The sequence below is a fragment of the Bradyrhizobium sp. CCBAU 11361 genome, from assembly GCF_028128935.1.
In the GTDB taxonomy this organism is placed as follows: Bacteria; Pseudomonadota; Alphaproteobacteria; order Rhizobiales; family Xanthobacteraceae; genus Bradyrhizobium; species Bradyrhizobium niftali.
The window spans coordinates 14,279-31,077 of sequence record NZ_LBJZ01000018.1; the positions used below are offsets into that span (position 1 = coordinate 14,279).

18 protein-coding genes are annotated in these 16,799 nt (G+C 60.3%); 9 read left to right on the forward strand and 9 right to left on the reverse strand.

The genetic code is table 11. The features are described from left to right. Positions 1-16 precede the first annotated feature (16 nt). Positions 17-343 (reverse strand): hypothetical protein, encoded by a 327-nt coding sequence (locus tag XI08_RS06050; RefSeq protein ID WP_271573748.1) that lies wholly within the window; start codon positions 341-343, stop codon positions 17-19. A gap of 303 nt (positions 344-646) precedes the next feature. Between XI08_RS06050 and XI08_RS06055 the strand changes: the two genes are divergently transcribed. From XI08_RS06055 to XI08_RS06085, 7 genes are all read left to right on the forward strand, one after another. Continuing rightward, complete coding sequence (locus tag XI08_RS06055; protein WP_442869771.1) at positions 647-934, forward strand: hypothetical protein; 288 nt, start codon at positions 647-649, stop codon at positions 932-934. A gap of 476 nt (positions 935-1,410) precedes the next feature. Beyond that, positions 1,411-1,653 carry a hypothetical protein gene (locus tag XI08_RS06060; protein ID WP_271573749.1) on the forward strand — a complete coding sequence of 81 codons (243 nt, stop codon included), beginning with the start codon at positions 1,411-1,413 and terminating at the stop codon, positions 1,651-1,653. Positions 1,654-1,673: 20 nt separating this feature from the next. Further along, entirely contained in the window at positions 1,674-1,907 is a 234-nt protein-coding gene (locus tag XI08_RS06065) for a hypothetical protein (protein ID WP_271573750.1), read from the forward strand. A gap of 31 nt (positions 1,908-1,938) precedes the next feature. Beyond that, positions 1,939-2,178 carry a hypothetical protein gene (locus XI08_RS06070; protein WP_271573751.1) on the forward strand — a complete coding sequence of 80 codons (240 nt, stop codon included), beginning with the start codon at positions 1,939-1,941 and terminating at the stop codon, positions 2,176-2,178. Between the two features lie 190 nt (positions 2,179-2,368). Then, positions 2,369-2,563 carry a hypothetical protein gene (locus XI08_RS06075; protein WP_271573752.1) on the forward strand — a complete coding sequence of 65 codons (195 nt, stop codon included), beginning with the start codon at positions 2,369-2,371 and terminating at the stop codon, positions 2,561-2,563. Between the two features lie 404 nt (positions 2,564-2,967). After that, on the forward strand, positions 2,968-3,171 hold the full coding sequence (locus XI08_RS06080; RefSeq protein WP_271573753.1) for a cold-shock protein: 204 nt from the start codon (positions 2,968-2,970) through the stop codon (positions 3,169-3,171). Between the two features lie 578 nt (positions 3,172-3,749). Further along, the gene (locus XI08_RS06085) at positions 3,750-4,031 is read left to right on the forward strand and encodes a hypothetical protein (protein ID WP_271573754.1); all 282 of its coding nucleotides are present in this window, start codon (positions 3,750-3,752) and stop codon (positions 4,029-4,031) included. Between the two features lie 420 nt (positions 4,032-4,451). Here XI08_RS06085 and XI08_RS06095 read toward each other — a convergent pair whose 3' ends face one another. Genes XI08_RS06095 through XI08_RS06105 form a run of 3 tightly spaced genes read right to left on the reverse strand, consistent with a single transcriptional unit; the run spans position 4,452 to position 5,172 of the window. Further along, positions 4,452-4,598 (reverse strand): hypothetical protein, encoded by a 147-nt coding sequence (locus tag XI08_RS06095; protein ID WP_271573755.1) that lies wholly within the window; start codon positions 4,596-4,598, stop codon positions 4,452-4,454. Then, complete coding sequence (locus tag XI08_RS06100) at positions 4,595-4,888, reverse strand: hypothetical protein (RefSeq protein ID WP_271573756.1); 294 nt, start codon at positions 4,886-4,888, stop codon at positions 4,595-4,597. The genes XI08_RS06095 and XI08_RS06100 overlap by 4 nt, the downstream gene beginning before the upstream one ends. Next, positions 4,885-5,172, reverse strand: a complete 288-nt coding sequence (locus tag XI08_RS06105; protein WP_271573757.1) for a hypothetical protein — start codon at positions 5,170-5,172, stop codon at positions 4,885-4,887. The genes XI08_RS06100 and XI08_RS06105 overlap by 4 nt, the downstream gene beginning before the upstream one ends. A gap of 159 nt (positions 5,173-5,331) precedes the next feature. On the opposite strand from XI08_RS06105, the gene XI08_RS06110 reads away from it, so the two are divergent. Continuing rightward, positions 5,332-6,144, forward strand: a complete 813-nt coding sequence (locus XI08_RS06110) for a hypothetical protein (protein ID WP_271573758.1) — start codon at positions 5,332-5,334, stop codon at positions 6,142-6,144. 30 nt (positions 6,145-6,174) lie between these two features. Here XI08_RS06110 and XI08_RS06115 read toward each other — a convergent pair whose 3' ends face one another. From XI08_RS06115 to XI08_RS06135, 5 genes are all read right to left on the reverse strand, one after another. Further along, positions 6,175-8,694 (reverse strand): S8 family peptidase, encoded by a 2,520-nt coding sequence (locus XI08_RS06115; RefSeq protein ID WP_271573759.1) that lies wholly within the window; start codon positions 8,692-8,694, stop codon positions 6,175-6,177. Positions 8,695-8,718: 24 nt separating this feature from the next. After that, positions 8,719-9,903, reverse strand: a complete 1,185-nt coding sequence (locus XI08_RS06120; RefSeq protein ID WP_271573760.1) for an AAA family ATPase — start codon at positions 9,901-9,903, stop codon at positions 8,719-8,721. Between the two features lie 171 nt (positions 9,904-10,074). Further along, on the reverse strand, positions 10,075-10,557 hold the full coding sequence (locus XI08_RS06125; protein ID WP_271573761.1) for a hypothetical protein: 483 nt from the start codon (positions 10,555-10,557) through the stop codon (positions 10,075-10,077). A 27-nt stretch (positions 10,558-10,584) separates the two neighbouring features. Next, positions 10,585-13,851: a hypothetical protein gene (locus XI08_RS06130; protein WP_271573762.1), complete on the reverse strand. Its 3,267-nt coding sequence runs from the start codon at positions 13,849-13,851 to the stop codon at positions 10,585-10,587. A 2-nt stretch (positions 13,852-13,853) separates the two neighbouring features. Then, the gene (locus tag XI08_RS06135) at positions 13,854-14,999 is read right to left on the reverse strand and encodes a phage tail protein (RefSeq protein ID WP_271573763.1); all 1,146 of its coding nucleotides are present in this window, start codon (positions 14,997-14,999) and stop codon (positions 13,854-13,856) included. A gap of 1,347 nt (positions 15,000-16,346) precedes the next feature. Here XI08_RS06135 and XI08_RS06140 point away from each other — a divergent pair. After that, positions 16,347-16,649, forward strand: coding sequence for a hypothetical protein (locus XI08_RS06140; protein ID WP_271573764.1), 303 nt, complete (start codon positions 16,347-16,349; stop codon positions 16,647-16,649). Positions 16,650-16,799: the final 150 nt, after the last annotated feature.

Sequence of the window (16,799 nt, forward strand, 5' to 3'; positions counted from 1 at the left end):
TTCGGTTCGGTGCATTCTAGAAGCGGGAGGTAGCGTTGGCGGCGATAAAGTCCTGCAGCGCTGGCGGGATGTCGACGTCGATATCAGTTGCCCGCTGCGCCAGCGCGTCAGCGACATCGGGGGTGGCGTCCCGTGACCAGCCTTCGCCCGGATTGAAGCACACAATCCGGACCGGATAGGCGTACTGGCCGGACAGGAGATGCCTGAGGATAGTCTCGAGGTCGGTATCGGCTTCGTCGGTCTCGCGCCAGGCGCAGCTGGCGCGGACGCCGAAGTCCTCGAGGACCAGATAGATGTCGCGGTCGAGGCGGTCGGCCGGCACGATCGAGGGCGAGGAACGCATACGCAAACTCCAATACAGCGGAGAGACGACCCCGGCTTCAGGGGGCTTCCGGGGGTAGGCCGGGGCCGCTCCGCCAGCTCGGACAGCGAGCCGGCGAGATTCAAATGCCGCGCGCTCGCGTGGTTCCTAGGAATGTCAACCCGTAAATTTCCCACGCGATGGCAGCGCCTCCGGTGCGGCCTGCCACTCCGGTCGGCGCTGAGTTGCTGCCGGCAGTGCGGCGATGTAGCCGCCGGGATTGAGCGGCGCCCCAAGCTTGCGGCCGGCAGGCAGTGCGATTCGCCGTCGCGAACGCGGCGGACTATGCCGTTTGAGCAGATGTTCGCCGTGCGGAAGCAGCTTCAGAAAGGTGCCGCTCTCATGCAGCTCGAGCTCGCCGCCGGCGTCGAGCCTGTCAACGGGCGTATCCACATCGAGAAGATCAACGCGCCGTTCCTCTCGAAGAACGGCTACAAGGGCACGGGCGCGGAATTTGGCGCCGGCATCCGATATGCGGTCGAGAAAGGCTGGCTCGATCTGCACGAGAGCGGGACCTATGTGCGGCTGCTGAGTGGCGGCGATCACACAATCGCCCTGAGTGCCACAACCTAGATTATCTTTCCGCAAACTGTCGCCATACCGTGCCCGCACTGCCGATGTTCAATCTTGAGGCGGCTGGCACTTCTATCCAAATGGTTGTGCCGGAAAACTGACGGCCCTAGCGGGACGCCCCCCGGCTGGGGCCTTTTCCGCTCCACTCCCGGCAAGCTTCGACCAGCCCTCTCGATCGACTTGGTTGAGGCTGCGCGCAGCTTCCGCTAAGCGCTCAATACCCGCAGCCTTGAAATGGCGCCGCTGATTCATCCCTCGTACTGATACCCTCATGCAGATTGCATGAGGACGAGAAATGGACGACGCCGTCAAATTTCAGCAGTTGGTGCAATTCCGGGTGCCGGTCGGTCTGTCGGAAGCGATCGACGCCGCAGCTAGACGAAAGTGCCAATCCAAATCTGAATACGTGCGCCAGTCCGTCATTGGACGCCTCGATGCCGATGGCGTTGACGTGCAGAAGTGCCGGGAGCAGCGTGATGGCCGATCCGCTGAAGCGCGCGGCGATGCGTTTTGTTGGCTTGATCGGCGTCCTCGGGCTGCTGGCTTCGAACGCGCTGGCCGCCGGCACCGTTCCCGGCTTTAATCTCACTCCGCAATTCGACCTAACGGGTAAGGCGGCTCCCGGATGTCGGCTGTTCGTGATCCAAGCCGGCACTGTCGCGACGCCGCAAAACGCCTATTCGGACTCGGGCCTGCCCAGCTACTGCCGAATCCGTTGACATGCGATGCAGGTGCTCGCTTGCCCCAATGGTTCGTATCAGACGGGCTTATCAAGCTTCGTCTGACCGACAAGAACGGCACTCAGATCTTCATTGGCGACAACTTGTTGGTTGTCGGCCCATCGTCTGGCGGCGGTGGTGGAGGCGGCACGATCGACCCGACGACCATCTTCCAGACCGGCGCCTTTATGCAGTTCTACGGAACTGGGATCTTAACCGGCTGGGTTCGTTGCAATCCGGAAACGTGTGGGTGAAACCACCTATCTCATATGGCATTAAAAGGCCATGGCAGAGTCTTTTGGCAACGAATTTACAATCGTTGAAGTCACTTCGGACGACGAGGTACCGAAGAAGCAAACATGGCTCGCGTTAGCTAAGCCGGATCAGGCGTTGACCTTGGTACTCTCCGCAGTTCCGGAAGGCTGGACAGCGCAATTGCTACCCATCAATCTGACGGAAAGGCAGCGACGGCTGTTTCGAGAGGTCAAACTCAAACCCGGCGAGGTCTACAAACTCCCGGGATAGGGCCGCCCAGTTTGCGGCCTCCTTGGCTCACGCTGGCGGGCCTGTTTTGTTCTGCGTCATCTTTGCGTGTATCCATAAACGGAACACCCCAGATATGCCAGACTAGCCCTATCACCGCGCGGCCCATGGCTTTTATCGGTGATGAGAACGCCATCACGCGCTCCCGCCTACTCCATTATGGAGCAGCGCCATGCAGCGTCGTCGTTTCAAAGAAACCTCAAGTCTCGAAGAGCGCCTTGATCAGGAAGCAATGAGATTGCGCGAGCACAAATTGCTCCCGCCAGGATGGCTGCGCGAACAAGCTTTTCGTAAGGCCCGCCAGATGAATATTGCCGCTCACATTAATGAGTGGCTGGCTTCGCCCGGTCTGCGTGCACCGATATAATTCCCCAGCGAGTAGAGGCCGCCTCAGTTGGCGCGGGGTCTTTGGAAAGTGAGCAATTTTGCTCAGACCCCACGATGCGGATATGCAATTCGTGCCAGATCGGGGTTTTGCAAATCCACCCGGGGCTGGGAAGCCGCTGCCCGCGACACATAATTAAGCGGGCGGCGTTTTTTCCATGCAGTAAGGCCGCCTCAGTTGGCGGCTTCTTCATTGCAGGTACCGTTCCCGCCAATGGAACTTATAGCCAATGTTCAAAAGCGAACAGAGCCGATTGCCGAATCTTTCTAGGCTCGGGATGCTTGGCGATCCCATTACCGCCAAGTCGCCTCCAACGGTCCCGGCATGTAGGGGTGCCGGGACCGTTTTTAGCGGACGCTCAGCATGGTCTCAAAGGGAGAAGTCAAGTGGCTATGGGGACAGTAAAGTGGTTCAACTCGACGAAGGGATACGGGTTCATTCAACCGGATTCGGGCGGCAAAGACGTCTTTGTTCATATCTCGGCAGTTGAGAAGGCTGGTTACACCTCGCTCGCAGAGGGAGCTAAGGTTAGCTTCGACGTTGTTACAAATCGCGGCAAAGAGTCGGCGGAGAATTTACGAATCGGGTGAAGCACCCAGCATTCGATCCAGCGGGTTCACAGTGTTTTCATCGGCCAAGTCCAAGAACGCCGCGGTATGAAAGAGGCCATGCCGCGCAGCACAAATCGCAATCTATCGAGGTGGGATGATCCTGCGGTCGTCAAAGAAGGACTGGTGGGCGGCCGCCGAATTGTCGTTGCCGCCACGGCGGGCCCTCGGCTCGGTGGGAAGAAGGGTTTTGTTCTGGGGCCGGGCGCGACAGCAAACCAGGTTAGGGTTCTTTTGGACGGCTCGAAGGGCCCGATCACCTTACATGTCCGCTATGTAGACCTGCTGAAACGTCCACCCGCATAGAGAAAAGGCGCGCCCGAAAGGGGATGGATTTCTTAACGGGCGCCAGAAGATGCTCAAAACCATCGCCGTGGCTCGTGGTGCAGCTGCATCGGTCTTGAAGCCGATTGACTGCCGCTAAGAACAAGGCCCGCCGGTTCATGCTGGCGGGCTTTTTTCATGCATTTGTGAACTGCTTCACAACCTGCGAGCGTTTGGCGGCTTTTTCATGCTTCCCTAGACCTGTGACGTCGCGATCGACACAAGAGGAGATGTTAATGAAGCTCATTCTTTCAATTTTCATGATTTTTCCGGCGAGCGCTTTCGCCAACGATTGTCCCGGATTTTTAAACTACGTGAAGGCCAATTCGCAGCTAAAACAGCGCAATAACAGCCAGATTCAATGCTTTATGACCAAGCCGCCCAAGCAGCACACTGCTATATTCACTTTTTCATCCGGCAACGTGACCGTCGCTTGTACCGTCTCGGGATCTTATCCCTACCGACAATTGTCCTGCTCTGACGGCGGCCAAAGCTTCGGAAGGGCGCTGAAGAACTAAGAAAGCGCTCGGTCAAGCGCCGACGTAAAGTTTGCCCGAAAATTATCGATTCCTAGTAGCTCGGAGCTGTCACATTACTTTGGCAGACAGGTGCCAATTTGCAGGCGTTGGGATTTCAGAGCCCAGACCGGAATACGTGGCGAGCGCTGCCAAGCGAATATATTCCGCTTGTGCAGCGTTCAGCATCCTCTCAATTTCGGGAGTTCGGCGTGTTAAATGCTGGAACGACTGCGCTGCTCAGGGCAGTGCTCGAGGAAGTTTGCGAAAATATTCCTGTAAGCGAGACGGGCGCCAGAGCGTACGTTGCCTCGAAGCTGCTCGATGCCGTGGCACATGGACAGCTCTCAGCCGACGCCTTGAAGGCGGCGGGTCGCAAGGCCCTGAACCCACCAACGATGTGGCGCTGATTATCCGCTCCACTCACGCGATCACATCGTATTCGAAGGCGACGCCTTCCGGGTCGTTCTCCTCTAGCCATCGTTCGGCGGCGTCGACCGTTGCGAAGACCTTGATGTGATCGACGTCGCCGACCTGCTTGACGGTGTTCACGTAGACGAAGACGGTCATTGATCCCTCTTCAGCTTGCGCCGGCCCCAATGCGGCTCTTTGCCCTTGGGGTTGAACTCCGGGACGTGGTGGCGGTTCAATGCCCGCATGACACCGATACGGGCGAACATGGTCGGGCCGCCGCGCTCGACCACGAGGAGCAAGGCTTCCATCGCCGCGCGCCACTCGGGCGCGTCATGCTCCTTCTTCGGCAGCCCAGCGATGTACTCGCCGGCCTCGCGCAGCGTGGCTAGGCTGCGACCGTCGACCTCGATCGGCTCCTCGAAAGGCCGCCCCCAGCCTTTTATCATTGCGTGTTTCGGTACCCCATGATTGCAAACCGCGGGTTGCCTCGCTCGAAGTCCGGCCGAACGTCGGCACCGCGAGATCCACAGCCCTGGCAGACAAAGCGCGGCTCGACGTCGGATAATCGAACATAGTCCGGCCAGCGATCGGCGCTCAGAGCAATGTGATGGCCGCAATGGCAGTAGACCGGGACGCCACGCAGGCCCATTTCGCGCATCTCGCCGAAGGTGATCTTGACGGCGCGGCCGTCAACACGCGCGGGCGTGGGGCGTCGGGCAGGGCGAGGCATGCCGCCATCGAAGCGCAGCGCTGGCCGGAGTCAAATTATCAATCCCTTGGGCCTGGGGACCTCATTGAGCCACAGCGCCTCGTGGGTGTACGGGCAACAGCCTTTACGGGCGTCCGGGTCTGATTCGTCGCAAGACGACGGCCAGACAAACCCGACAACATGCTCGCCGCTTTGAAGCAAAAGAGGTCTTTCTGCCCGAAAGACTCACAAACCGGACGTTTGACAGACAGCATTTGCCCGTGGCCGTTTTTCTCCCTCAACGAGGAAGCGTCCATGTCAGATCCGCCACTGTACGAAGAGTACCAGGTGCTCAGGCGCCTGAAGCTGAGAGCATCCGAGCTCTTCGACCTCCTCAATCTCGGCATCGTCGCGCCGGTCGCGCGCAGAGGTCGCGACCCAATGTACTGTGCGGCGACGATCGACGCTCTAGCGACAGAATATCATCACCAGCGCATGGGCTGCGCGATCTGGTGGGACTTCGATTTGAAAAGGCCAAGTTTCCTTCCCGCACATAGCGAATGGTCGCCCCCGGATGCCGCCTTCTATCCATTCGACGACGAAGAGCAGCGGTCTTGGGCCAAGCGGTTCTACAAACTCAAGAAGGCGTGCGCACCTGGACCTTATCCGGATCCCGCCCGCTTGGCGCGCCGCCGGGCAAGCCTCGAGGCCGAAGCGACGAAGGCCTTCGAGCGAAAGCACGGCATCAAGCGGCCACGCAAGAGCAAGCGCATTGAGGTGCGGGTGCGGCACAGGTGGATCAAGATTGGCCGTGCCGAGCTGCGCGATCTAGTGTGGAGCAAAACGATGGTCCGAGCCGGCGCCGAGCTCGGCATTTCGGAGTTCGCACTCAGGCAGCTGTGCAAGCGTCAATCGATCCCGCTACCGACCCGCGGGCACTTCAATAGGAAAGATCCGAAGAACCGGCCGCCAAAGCCGGCACTGCCTGCCGCCCGAGCTCGCGACGCAAGCTAGAGTGCCGGGAGGTCAGCGGACCGGGTGGCTTCAGGAGCGACCAGCCCGAACACGGATCGCCGTGCGCACGTCCTGCATGTCCACGCGCCGAGCTAGCAGTGACTGACGGAACGTTTGGAAAATTGGGGCACTGCGGTTTTCATCTTCGATGGTGATAATCAATGAAAAGGGGATGCCTTCGGCGGGGAAAACCGCTTCTGCACGTACAACGCTTTCAACTTCGAGCCGCCATTCGGCGGATTCGCCCACTCCAGCAGTAAAGTCAGCCGCATATCGCTTCGTCGGCCACCACTTAAGTCCATGGTCTATGAGGCTTCGTTCCGGAATAGTGAGTTTCCCAGTTCGAGGCAGAAACGCTTGAGCAACCTGGTCGTGGAAACTGGGCTTTCCGTCTTTCCGATTTTGTGACTGGCGTTGACGGAGGTGGGCGCTGAGGTTTACACGAACAAATTCAGTTCCGAACGCCTGGTCAATTGGTGCGTCGTAGACAAGCGTCATGCTTACGATGCCCCGGCAAGCCCGCGTCAAGGGGTCTACGAGGGAGGCAGGCCACTGAAAATCGAAGCGCAGAATCGCGGGCTTGCGTTCTCCCGCGGTGAGCTGGCTTTCGAACACCATGGTGATTGCGTGATCTTCAGTTTCAAGCATGGTGGCTGCCGAGGTCGGCCGACCGAAACCGACAAATTGTCGTGCGACATCGCGAAGTCGTGGCGATGACAGTGGCTGAGGAACCGCTGAATTATGAATCAGGAAAGCACGCAATGTACGAGGTGCTAACCGTTCACCTGTCGCCATATCGAGCGACGCGAGTGTTTTTGCGACTAGGGGCGCCGCGAAACTAGTTCCGCACGTATGCTGCTGTTCTCCTGTCGGACTGCAAGAGACGAGGTGAGTGACGCCTGGTTTACCTGTGCCGCCGAAATGAGCGACATCCGGCTTCACTCCAACGCGAAGACCCGGGCCGCGCCTTGTGTAAGTTGCTGGCGCATCCACGATGTGATCGGATCCGGGAGGATTTAGGGCGCCGACTGCAACAGTTCGCACGCTCTCGGAAGGCATATAAATCGTGTCTGACGCTGTCCGCGCCGCGAGTGCGGCGAGAACCTGGGCCGGTTTGCTCGGCCACGGCGCCCTCATTTCGGTTGAGCTAAGGTTGCCCGCCGAATTAACGATCAAGACACCTAGACGATCTTGCATGTCGTCGAGTCGAGCCGCGTAGAGGCTATAGCTGTCTGCCTGGACGGCGCTCACGACATTGAGAGACATGTTGAAAACACGGACGCCGTGCCTCTCCTTTGCTTCAGTGATCGCCGCCTCGAGTTCCTCAAGGAACGCTTCGAACCCCCGCTGACCGTAGACCGCGCCGAAAGGAGCCCGAGGCATCAAGGCTACGTCGACGATATCACAGCCATCTTCCTCTGCGGCCAGCTGTGGCGAATTGGCCGCACGCGCACCGATCAAAACTCCAGCCACGAGCGTGCCGTGAGTGGGGTCGCAGTCTGTCTCGTCGAGAAAATCGTGGCGATCTAAGACCCACGTCTTCAAAGGACCGTCGACTCCGGTATCTATGATACCAATCTTTGGATAGCGCCCCTCTGGAAGCCGTGAGATGGTCGGGAAAGGAAGCGTTGCATCACTTCCCTGGCTTTCTGTCGGCTCGATAAGGATAGGAAATCTGATCTGCCGCACCAGCGGGTGCTCCGCAAGGCGTCGCAGGATTGCGTCGTGGCGTTCTACATCCAGATCGAGTACGGCCGGCGTGACGATCCGCTCTTCCGCGCTTCGCACGATCCGGCGGTCTTCAATTCGTGCCGGCTCATGTGCTCGCGTGAGCAACATCTCAATCGCCGGCGTCCCGCCAGGGCTCGGAAGAAGCGTCGCGAATAGACCCGCGCCTCCTTCTCGGAAGACCGACTGCAACGTCGCGACAGACCGTTGAAAGCCAAGAGCGTCGTGATCGCCCGTGCTGATCAGGGGCTGCCCCTCGAAGAGTTCGATAATGTAACCGCTGGCTGCACGTGAATCTGAGAGGGCAGCGACGGCCACATCGGCGGCAAAGGAACGCTTCATGTTCGAAGGGGCTAGTTCTATCGTCTCGATCGCGCCCACTTCACAACGATTGCGGGTGACGAAATGATAGGGCTTGCCCGTCGTCTTCGAGACTCGCCGCTCACCACGGTCTTCCGCCGCAGCAACGTGGCGCTGCAATCGCGCGAAATGGATTAGGGGCGCTCGAAAGTAAAGCTCCCCCGGCGCGCCGGCGCCGACGCACGGGAACTGATCCACCAAAAAAATCGCCCTATTTGGTCGGTAAGACTTTGCGATGGCCTCAATCCTCATGCGCACACGCAGATAGCACAAGGGTCCATATGGCCAGCGCTGAACATCTCGTTCGATCGTCTGGATCGTCGCAAGCAATCGCTCGCGATGCCTTACAAACTCCGCATCGCGGCCTTCGAAGAAATCCTTATCCACGCCGCCCTGCTTTGGATCTGGCGCTCGAAGGAATGCCTCGTCGTTTAATACGATCTGAACGGGATTGTTGGGCATTGGGTCCCCCCGATCCTCTTGGTGCTAAGCGGCGTAATCCTGCGCGTAACGTGAAATTGTGCTTTGGCTCAAATTCAGCATTTTTGCGATACTGGCCTGGCGAATGCCCAAACCGGACGCCAACAATGCGCCAACAAATTTGGCTTCGTCTTCGACAAACAGTGCGGCCGGCGAAGTCTCTGCTCCAGCGATGGCCATGCGAGGCACGATCGCGCGCGCGGCCTGCAAAATTGATGCCGCCGAAACTTGAACGCCACCGATTGCCAAGACTCGTTTCAGAGCGTCAGCGAAGTTCTTCAAAAAGGAGCCCGAACGCTTACCGACGACGAAAGCCAGCGTTCGCACAACATCCTCCTCGACAGGAAGAGGGTTAAGGAATGTCGACAGCATAACCACCCGTGTGCGCTCATCGGGCATGTCGATGCGGATATGGTTTTCAAACCTGCGCCACACAGCGGTATCTAGCAGAGCGTCGTGGTTGGTGATGGCTACCGTAAGCCCGGTGCCCGCGCGGGCGTCGAGATTCTGCAAGAGTGTGTTGACGACGCGCTTTATTTCGCCGACCTCATGCGGATCATCGCGCATCTTCGCAACGGCGTCGAACTCGTCCAAGACTAGCATACAGCGGTAGCGATTTGCGAAGGCGAACAAATTCGCAATGTTTCGTGCTGTGGTGCCGAGGAAAGAGCTCACCAAGCCATCGATTCGAGCGTTGACGACCGGGAGACCTAACTGCGCCGCAAGCCAGAAGGCGGTTAGCGTCTTGCCGGTGCCTGGCGGTCCGTAAATCAGGCAAGATCGAGAAGGCTCAACGCCCATCGCCCGAAGAGCGTCAACGCGCTGCCACTCGCCAAGCATCGCCCCCAAGGCCAACGATAGTGTCTCGCTATAGATAGGCGACGGCTTGCCCATACCCGGCTGAAGAATAATTTCGGCTAAGGGAACGCTTGTCTCTCGGTCAGCAGGCGGATGGACGTTACTGGTCAATTCGTCACCGGTAACGAGAAGCCGGGAGACTTCGACTGCGCTCGGGGTCAGTGTGTGCTCGCTCTGCGCGCCGCTTAAGAGACGGTCGAGCGCCGACGCAGACTTTTCGTCATCTCCGCCGCGCAAGCGGTCACGCAAGCGCTCAACCTGCTTACGGAAACGTGGATCGGCTCCTTCGAGGCCGATACGGCATAGCGTCTGGACGACTGAAAAATGCTCCACAAGACCACCGAATCGAGAGATATGTCATTTTATGCAGATTACCATGTAAATATGCACGCGCAAGCGTCATTTATGCATGGAACCGATGGGGAGCCGCCTCCTCCGAGGTGATGGCGTTTGGGCACCAAGATTACTGTGAAGGGGTGGTCGCAGACTGCCCCGTTGACTGCATCAACCCAAGAACGCCGGCTCGGTATTCACCGGCGACACGTCCGTCGCCCGAGCAGCCAGCTCCCCCTCAACCTTGTCGATCTCGGCCTGGTTCTGCTCGATGAAGGCCGCGAGCTCGTCGCGGGACATCTCGGAAAGCGCCTTCTGCCGAGGGGCCAGGTCCTTCCTTGTGGGGGCGATGTGGCCGGCCCGGTCCAGAACCTTCATCGACAGGTCGGCGCGGACGCGCGCCGAGATGCTTTCGTCCTGGAGAAGCGACTTGGCCACCCGGTAAGCAAGTGGTGCCCCGACCGCCGCAAGATCAAGCTGGATCGATTCCGAGATCGCAGCCGCGACGGCGGGGAGCCGCAAGGTCCTGTAGACCGATTTTGGATGATAGCCGGAGAGCTTCGCCGCGTCCTCCGGCGGCTTCCCTTCGACGACAATCAGGCGAACGAGCTCACGTTGCTGGTCGTTCAAATCGCAAGCCACCAAGGCGGTCATTCCAGGTTCTCCAAAAGATTGGGCATCTCACTCGTTCCCGCTCTCGCGCGAGGCATTTGCAGCTGCAATGAGCCGGCGCAGTGGGACACTGTTGAAGGTGGTGTTCTGGTTCTTCAGCGGCCGCTCGAGGAGATACGCCGCAACGTCGGGATTGAACCATGCGGCCTCCACGATCTGGTCGGCGCTCTCTTTATTGTTCGGAAGCATCTCGAGCATCAGCTTGAACCGCTTGATGATGCCTCCGCCTTTGAGATCACCCCAAATATGACGCGCGCCGAGTTGGAGAATCCCCGGGATTCCGATCTTCTCGGCTGTATCGCTGCCAACGGTTGCGCGCTTCTCGGCTTCCTTGAAGTAGGACAAGATCTTGTGCGCTTGGCGAAGGTTGTTCATCTCCTCCGGAGAGAACGTCTTCGCTAGCAGTGCTTCGTTGTCTTTGAACTCCCGCGCCAGCCGAGCAAACTGTACCTCAAGGGTCTCGCCTACTTGCCGGGTGCCCTGGACCTTGTCGGCGAGAACCTCGGAAACGGCCGCCTTCCAGCCCCGCATTGCTTGCGGATCGTTCCTAATGAGCGCGTTGATCTCGTCGAGTTTTGCGTCAGCGCTATATTTGCTGCCGAGGAGCTTCTTCGCGACGTCCCGGGGATCCTCGCGAAGTAAGGTGCCGACTGCCGATCGATCAATTTCAGCTTCAGTCGCCTTGTGAGCCGCTCGCGCCGTCTCGAGGTCCGCACGCGCTTGCGTCGACATCTGCTCTCCACGACGCGCGGCCGCGGTGATGTCATCGAACTCACCGCGCACCGCGGGAAATTGCGCCAATACGTCCGCATTGTTTCGTGCCCATGCATTCGCCCGGATCGAGTTGACTGTCCCGTCGTTGTTGAGGGCAGATTTGGCGAAGTCTGCACGGAGATAGTCGCGAAGCGCCGCGTGAGCGTCCGGCGCAGCGGGTGACCCGTCAAGCGCCCGCGTCAAGCTGGTCGCATTCTCCGGTGAGGCCAGGAAGCGGTCCGCGGTAGCACTTGGAGGCGTCCCCGCACGGTTGAGCTGGCCGTCGGCGTCCTGGCCGCCGCGATCGAGCTCGCGGGTCAATCGAGCCATCTCGTCGTCCCGCTCGGGCCGGAAGCGATCCGCGAAGCGTCGGTAGTTGGCGTTGGCGTCCGCATAGGCGGGGGCGTCTTCGATTGTGCGGTTCACCGCGCGCCGGAGCGCTTGCAGGTTGTCGGCCAAGTCGAAATTGCCAGATGCCTGCGCGCGCTCGATAGCTGGACCGATGAACTTACGCAGATCAGCCAGATCGCCGCCATTTACCGTGCCGGGGCCACCCACATTGACCATTTGGCCGCTTTCGGGAGGGTGTTCGACTATCGGCGGCCGAAGCGCGTCGAGCCGCCGCATAAAGTCTTCCGGCAGAACGCCTGGGGCCAATCCATTTGCGCGTGCGCGGATCTGATCGATCGCGCCAAAAACATTGTCGGCCGGCAACTCGTCGGCACGACCGGGCGCGTTGTCGAACAATCGGTTCTTCTCTGCTCGCGCCGGAATATAGGTGCGGTCGACAAGGGCCTCGTCTAAGCGGCGCGAGGCATTCGCCTTGACCTCGCTGTTTGCGAGCGCACCGAGCGGCTCTCCTTGGTCTCCCCGGATTTGATCAACAGCCCGGTTGGCGTCTTCCCGTTGGAGGATGTCGTTCTCCGCAGCGCCCATTCGCTCCTCACGCGCCTGCGCGGCGCGGCGCATTACGGCGCCGAGGTCGGCTTCCGGATCTCGCAGGGCTTCGACGCGGTCAGCCGCGGCCGCCTTCACATTCTGGTCGCGCTTGATGAAGTCCGGAGCGGCTTTGAGGCGCGCGCCTTGTTCTGCGGCAATGAGGCCAGGATCGCTCGACAACAGGCCGGACGTCGGCATGGCTGAATTTTGCAATGGCGAGGCGCCTGCCTCGGTAGGCCTCGACAGAGCCGCAGCGTTCTCGCGAATATCTTGCGCCAGTGCTCGCGGTGACCCCGATGCGGCGGCCTGGATGTTCGCGGCCGCGCGGTCGACATCAGTCTTACTGTATGGAGCCTTGGTGTTCGGATTGAGCGGAATCGGCGCTGAGGCGGAGCCAAAAGACTTCGCCGCGATGCTTCGGATCAGGCCCGCAACCCCTTCCGCGGTGCCCTGGAGGCTGTTCGCCCCAACGGCGCCGACGACCGGCGCGAGCGCGTTGGCGATCGCCTTAGGCCACGTGTCCCCAACAACAGCGTGCTCGGGAACGTAGTCGTCCGCTGCATTCACCGCGACGCCGGAGCCCATGCCGCCGATCGTGTCGCCGACAAGCGTCCGCGCCGGCGCCTCGGTGTAAGGCCGGGACAGGTGATCGAGGACGCGTCCAACAGCCGTGTCGGCCCGAGTTGTCGCGGCGGCGACGCTCGGAGCTCGAACGGCGAGCATGGCGCCCGTGCCGAGTGCCTGGGTGCCGAAGCGGTTGACGTTGTAGCCAAGCTTCTCGCCCGGAGACATCTCGCTCTCCGGAATGGAGAACGGCCCGGTGGCTTTCTCGACCAGCTTGGATGCCGGCGTGGCCATCGGGATATTCGTGCCGAGCAGCCTGTTGACGCCGCCGACGACGAGATTCTGTGCTCCTGCGACGAGGTCGAACGGCCCCGTCACGATATCGGTGAGTCCTTTACCGACGCCTTGGGCGCCGACGGCCAGGCTGTGGAGTGAGCTCGGAGCGGTGTTTGGCTTCGGCGTGGCGTCGGCCGGCGAGACGTAGATACGGCCTTGGGGCGTGGTGACAGGAGCGGATGGTGCGGCAGCGGGCGGCGCGTCGGGAAACGCCGCGAACGGGTCATGATCGACAGGCACGAGCTTTGGCTGTGTAGGTGCGGCCGGCTGAGCGAAAGGATCGTGATCCACAGGCACGAGCGTGTTGCGATCGAGCGTATAGCCGGGGGGAAGCGGCGGTATCGCCGTCCCCGCTGGCGAGTCAAGTTTGTAGCCCGGCGGTAGTCGAGGAATAGGTGATTGCCCCGGTCCGCCGTAGTGCCGTTGCAGAGCTTCGGTCATCACCTCATTTGAGGTGTCGGCGGGAAATTCGACGATCGCGCCATCAGGCCCTTGCACATGGATCGGCTGCGGCGCAGGCACAGACCGAGGGTCTCCGGCCATCGGAAAACGGCGATCGGAAGCGGTCACGTCAGCAAGTTGCGGAGCGCGCGGACGGGAGGTCAGTGCTCGCTGGATCTCCGCCTGAGTGAAGTCGTCGGGAAACTCGTGACGTTGACCTTCGAATTCAACCAGCTGCGGCATCCTCAGTGCGCCTTGATAATCATGCCGCACACGAGCGTCGGCTGCACGTTGTTGTGCGCGCCGCCGCCGCCGGCAGATGCGTTGTTGATCGTGATCCCGGTTGTCGCTGATTGCGTCGCGTTGACGCTTCCCGCATTAACGATGCCGGTGGATGGACCCGACGCATAAGTGCTTCCGGAAGGGGCTGCCGCAGGATTAATCGAATGCGTGTGGCCCGGGTCGCTGAGCGAGTTGGCATGGCTGTGCGAGGGGATCTCTGACGTTATCAGCGTGTGGCGCTCCTCGCCGCCCCGCTTGCCGAGCAGCGCGCCGCCGGAGATTGTCGCCGAACTCAAGCGCCCGGCCGCGCCGGTGGCGCCCATCGTGTCCGTGCCAGCGACGACAGAACCACGCGTGTCGGGCTTCTTCGGGTTGCCGGACCCATCTTGGCCGTGGGGGAAGCCGGCCGCTATCAAAGCTGTCCGGAGCGCCGGGTACACAGTATTGGACAGCAAGACACCGCCGTCAGCCCAATCCCAGCCGGTCGGTAAGTCCGGCAGTGACCACGGAAGCGGGCCCAATCCGGCCGGTATCAACAGATCGGCCAGAGCGGGACCGATGTCGGTCGCCAGCTTGACGAACGTCACGTTGTTATCGGCCAACTTGTTCGTCGTCACTGCGCCCGTGGCGATTTTGGTGTTCGAAACGACACCGTCGGCCAGCTTGTTTGCCGCGACGGCGCCATCGGCCAGCTTCACCGAAGTGATCGAGCCGTCCGGAATGGCGGCTGCCGCGGTGAAATCTGCGATCTCGTCCCACTTGGCCGGCTCGAAACTGACGCCAGAGGTGTGGGTGGTGTTCGCGATGTAGAAAATCGAGTTGTAGAAGACGGTGTTGACGTTGGCGGTGTAGAGAACGCCGCTCGCCCACTGTGCCGGTGCGGCAAAACCGAGGCTGACGCTGCTGTCGAACTGCGCCTGGCCAACCGAGCCGCGCTTCAGGGCACCGTCGTCGTCCTGGATGAGGGCCAGATTCTGCTGGGTGTCGTCGACCGCCAGTTTAACGGCGTTGAACTCGGCGTCGAGATCGGTGCCGGACTGCTGCTTCGATGGATTTTCAGCGCTGAATAGCGCAAAGGACGTCTGACGGTCGTAGGGCGTTGAGGACATTGGTTGCCGACGGGGTGAGAGGAAGAGCGCGGGATTGCGCGGTGGGTGCCGTCGGCGAAGCGGCGTAGACGTCCGTGGGATGAAGTGTAACTCAGACGCGGTTATTGAAAAGTGAAAAGTAGTCGCGCGTCTTGCGGGCGTCGCGCGACGGAGGATTTCCTTTTAGTCTTGCTGCAATTCTTGGAACGCAGCAAAACGTTTAGCGTCGTCAGCGTTCGGAGAAGCCCATTCTCCGCACCACTGCGTATTCTTTGTCAACGGCCAGCATTCTGTGGGCGCCCACGTGTCGCCAGGGATGTACGGCCGGACCTCGCTGCGCTCTTCCCAAATCAGCTTTGCGGGGGCGGTGTTCACTAAAGGAGTGGGAGGAAATCGTCGGCACTGCGCAAACGATTCCGGAGTCGCCGCCGCGGGCATTCCTTGTTCTGTAGTCCAAAAGCGGCAGTTCACGCACCATTTGACGATCGGCTTCGCTGCACGATTGAACATGACTACCTCTCGAAATAAGCGATGCTGAATTTCCCTGAACTTCTCAAAAAACTGAAATTTAGCCGAGCGGCTTTGCGGACTTTGGACGCCAAGGCGGCGCCTCCCCCCGAGGGGTGGGTATCGGGCCCGGGGCGGGCATCGGGTTGGCCCTCCGCTTCCGCATGCCGGTTCGCGTCAATAGCGCTAGCCCCTCGTCAATCGTATCCGCCAGGCGCCGCATCATCACGCGCCCCTCTGCCGTCAATCGGTCGCCTTGCTCTAACGCCGCCTGCCGTGATCGCTCGAGGTTGCGCTTCGCGCGGACACCTTGCGCTGTGAGTGCGGGACATGTCTCTAGCTCAGCTATCGCCGCGTCGTACTCCGCATCGGTGCGAGCGGTCATGACGCGGTTCAGCGCTATCACCGCGGGATCCTTCGCGACTGCGACTTTCGCTTTCATGAGAGCGCGCTCCTCTGCGTCGACCGATTCTAGCTAAGTTGCTGGCGCTGCTCAAATGTTCGAGTCGCAAAAGCCCCTGCGGCACAGCAGTTTCTTGTATGGTGTTGCGCGGTTTGAAAAATCGACAAGGAGCGCTGTTCAGGGAGAAAGACAATTGTCCTCAACAGCTAAGCCGTCTGGTTTTACGTATTAGACTTTTCCAGACAAAATTTTCATTGCTGATTTTTCCGCATGCCGCATCCTGATCGCGGGTCGAAAGCCCAAACATCAGCCGATAGCCAATCCGGTCAGCGGCGATCACAAATCTTGTCCAGGGGCCGCGCGCGGATGTCCAAGGCGCACGCCCAAAGGCGCGCGGGGCCGTCTGATGTCGGTCATTTCGCCCCTGGACTGTCATTTTGCTCGAAAGGCAAAACATCATGACCGCTTCGCTTGCTCTCCGTTCTGCCGTCACCCCATGTGAAACTGACATCGGCCGCGCACTCGCGCGCACGAAAACAGACCTCATCTTCATCATCGAGGAAGGCTGCGCCCTCGTTCAGTGTCAGGTGAGCTCAGCTATCGCCGCCGCAATGCTTGCCCCTCTCAAGGGTAAAGCAGCCGGCCAATTCCGGCCCCTATCCGGCAACCTGGTCGAGATTGACGCCGCGGTGACGTTGCCGGTTGCGATGAAGATGCTCTCCGCGAAGGCTGACGCTTCTGCACGCTTGCAGCTGCACTGAACGGTCAAGCGGAGACGGGCGGGGCGGCTTTGAAGTCGCCCCGTTTCGCGCAACGCGCGCTCTGATTCAGAGTCAAAGGAGGTGCCGTGCTTCCGCGGTGCTTCCGGCACTCATTCAGCGGCGAGCACGATAACAGCTAAGTCTTTGAAG

Bases quoted from the DNA above. Each gene is read 5' to 3' on its own strand.
- XI08_RS06050 (WP_271573748.1), bottom strand. From the start codon at position 343: ATGCGTTCCTCGCCCTCGATCGTGCCGGCCGACCGCCTCGACCGCGAC.
- XI08_RS06055 (WP_442869771.1), top strand. From the start codon at position 647: ATGCCGTTTGAGCAGATGTTCGCCGTGCGGAAGCAGCTTCAGAAAGGT.
- XI08_RS06060 (WP_271573749.1), top strand. From the start codon at position 1,411: ATGGCCGATCCGCTGAAGCGCGCGGCGATGCGTTTTGTTGGCTTGATC.
- XI08_RS06070 (WP_271573751.1), top strand. From the start codon at position 1,939: ATGGCAGAGTCTTTTGGCAACGAATTTACAATCGTTGAAGTCACTTCG.
- XI08_RS06075 (WP_271573752.1), top strand. From the start codon at position 2,369: ATGCAGCGTCGTCGTTTCAAAGAAACCTCAAGTCTCGAAGAGCGCCTT.
- XI08_RS06085 (WP_271573754.1), top strand. From the start codon at position 3,750: ATGAAGCTCATTCTTTCAATTTTCATGATTTTTCCGGCGAGCGCTTTC.
- XI08_RS06095 (WP_271573755.1), bottom strand. From the start codon at position 4,598: ATGACCGTCTTCGTCTACGTGAACACCGTCAAGCAGGTCGGCGACGTC.
- XI08_RS06100 (WP_271573756.1), bottom strand. From the start codon at position 4,888: ATGATAAAAGGCTGGGGGCGGCCTTTCGAGGAGCCGATCGAGGTCGAC.
- XI08_RS06105 (WP_271573757.1), bottom strand. From the start codon at position 5,172: ATGCCTCGCCCTGCCCGACGCCCCACGCCCGCGCGTGTTGACGGCCGC.
- XI08_RS06110 (WP_271573758.1), top strand. From the start codon at position 5,332: ATGCTCGCCGCTTTGAAGCAAAAGAGGTCTTTCTGCCCGAAAGACTCA.
- XI08_RS06115 (WP_271573759.1), bottom strand. From the start codon at position 8,694: ATGCCCAACAATCCCGTTCAGATCGTATTAAACGACGAGGCATTCCTT.
- XI08_RS06125 (WP_271573761.1), bottom strand. From the start codon at position 10,557: ATGACCGCCTTGGTGGCTTGCGATTTGAACGACCAGCAACGTGAGCTC.
- XI08_RS06130 (WP_271573762.1), bottom strand. From the start codon at position 13,851: ATGCCGCAGCTGGTTGAATTCGAAGGTCAACGTCACGAGTTTCCCGAC.
- XI08_RS06135 (WP_271573763.1), bottom strand. From the start codon at position 14,999: ATGTCCTCAACGCCCTACGACCGTCAGACGTCCTTTGCGCTATTCAGC.
- XI08_RS06140 (WP_271573764.1), top strand. From the start codon at position 16,347: ATGACCGCTTCGCTTGCTCTCCGTTCTGCCGTCACCCCATGTGAAACT.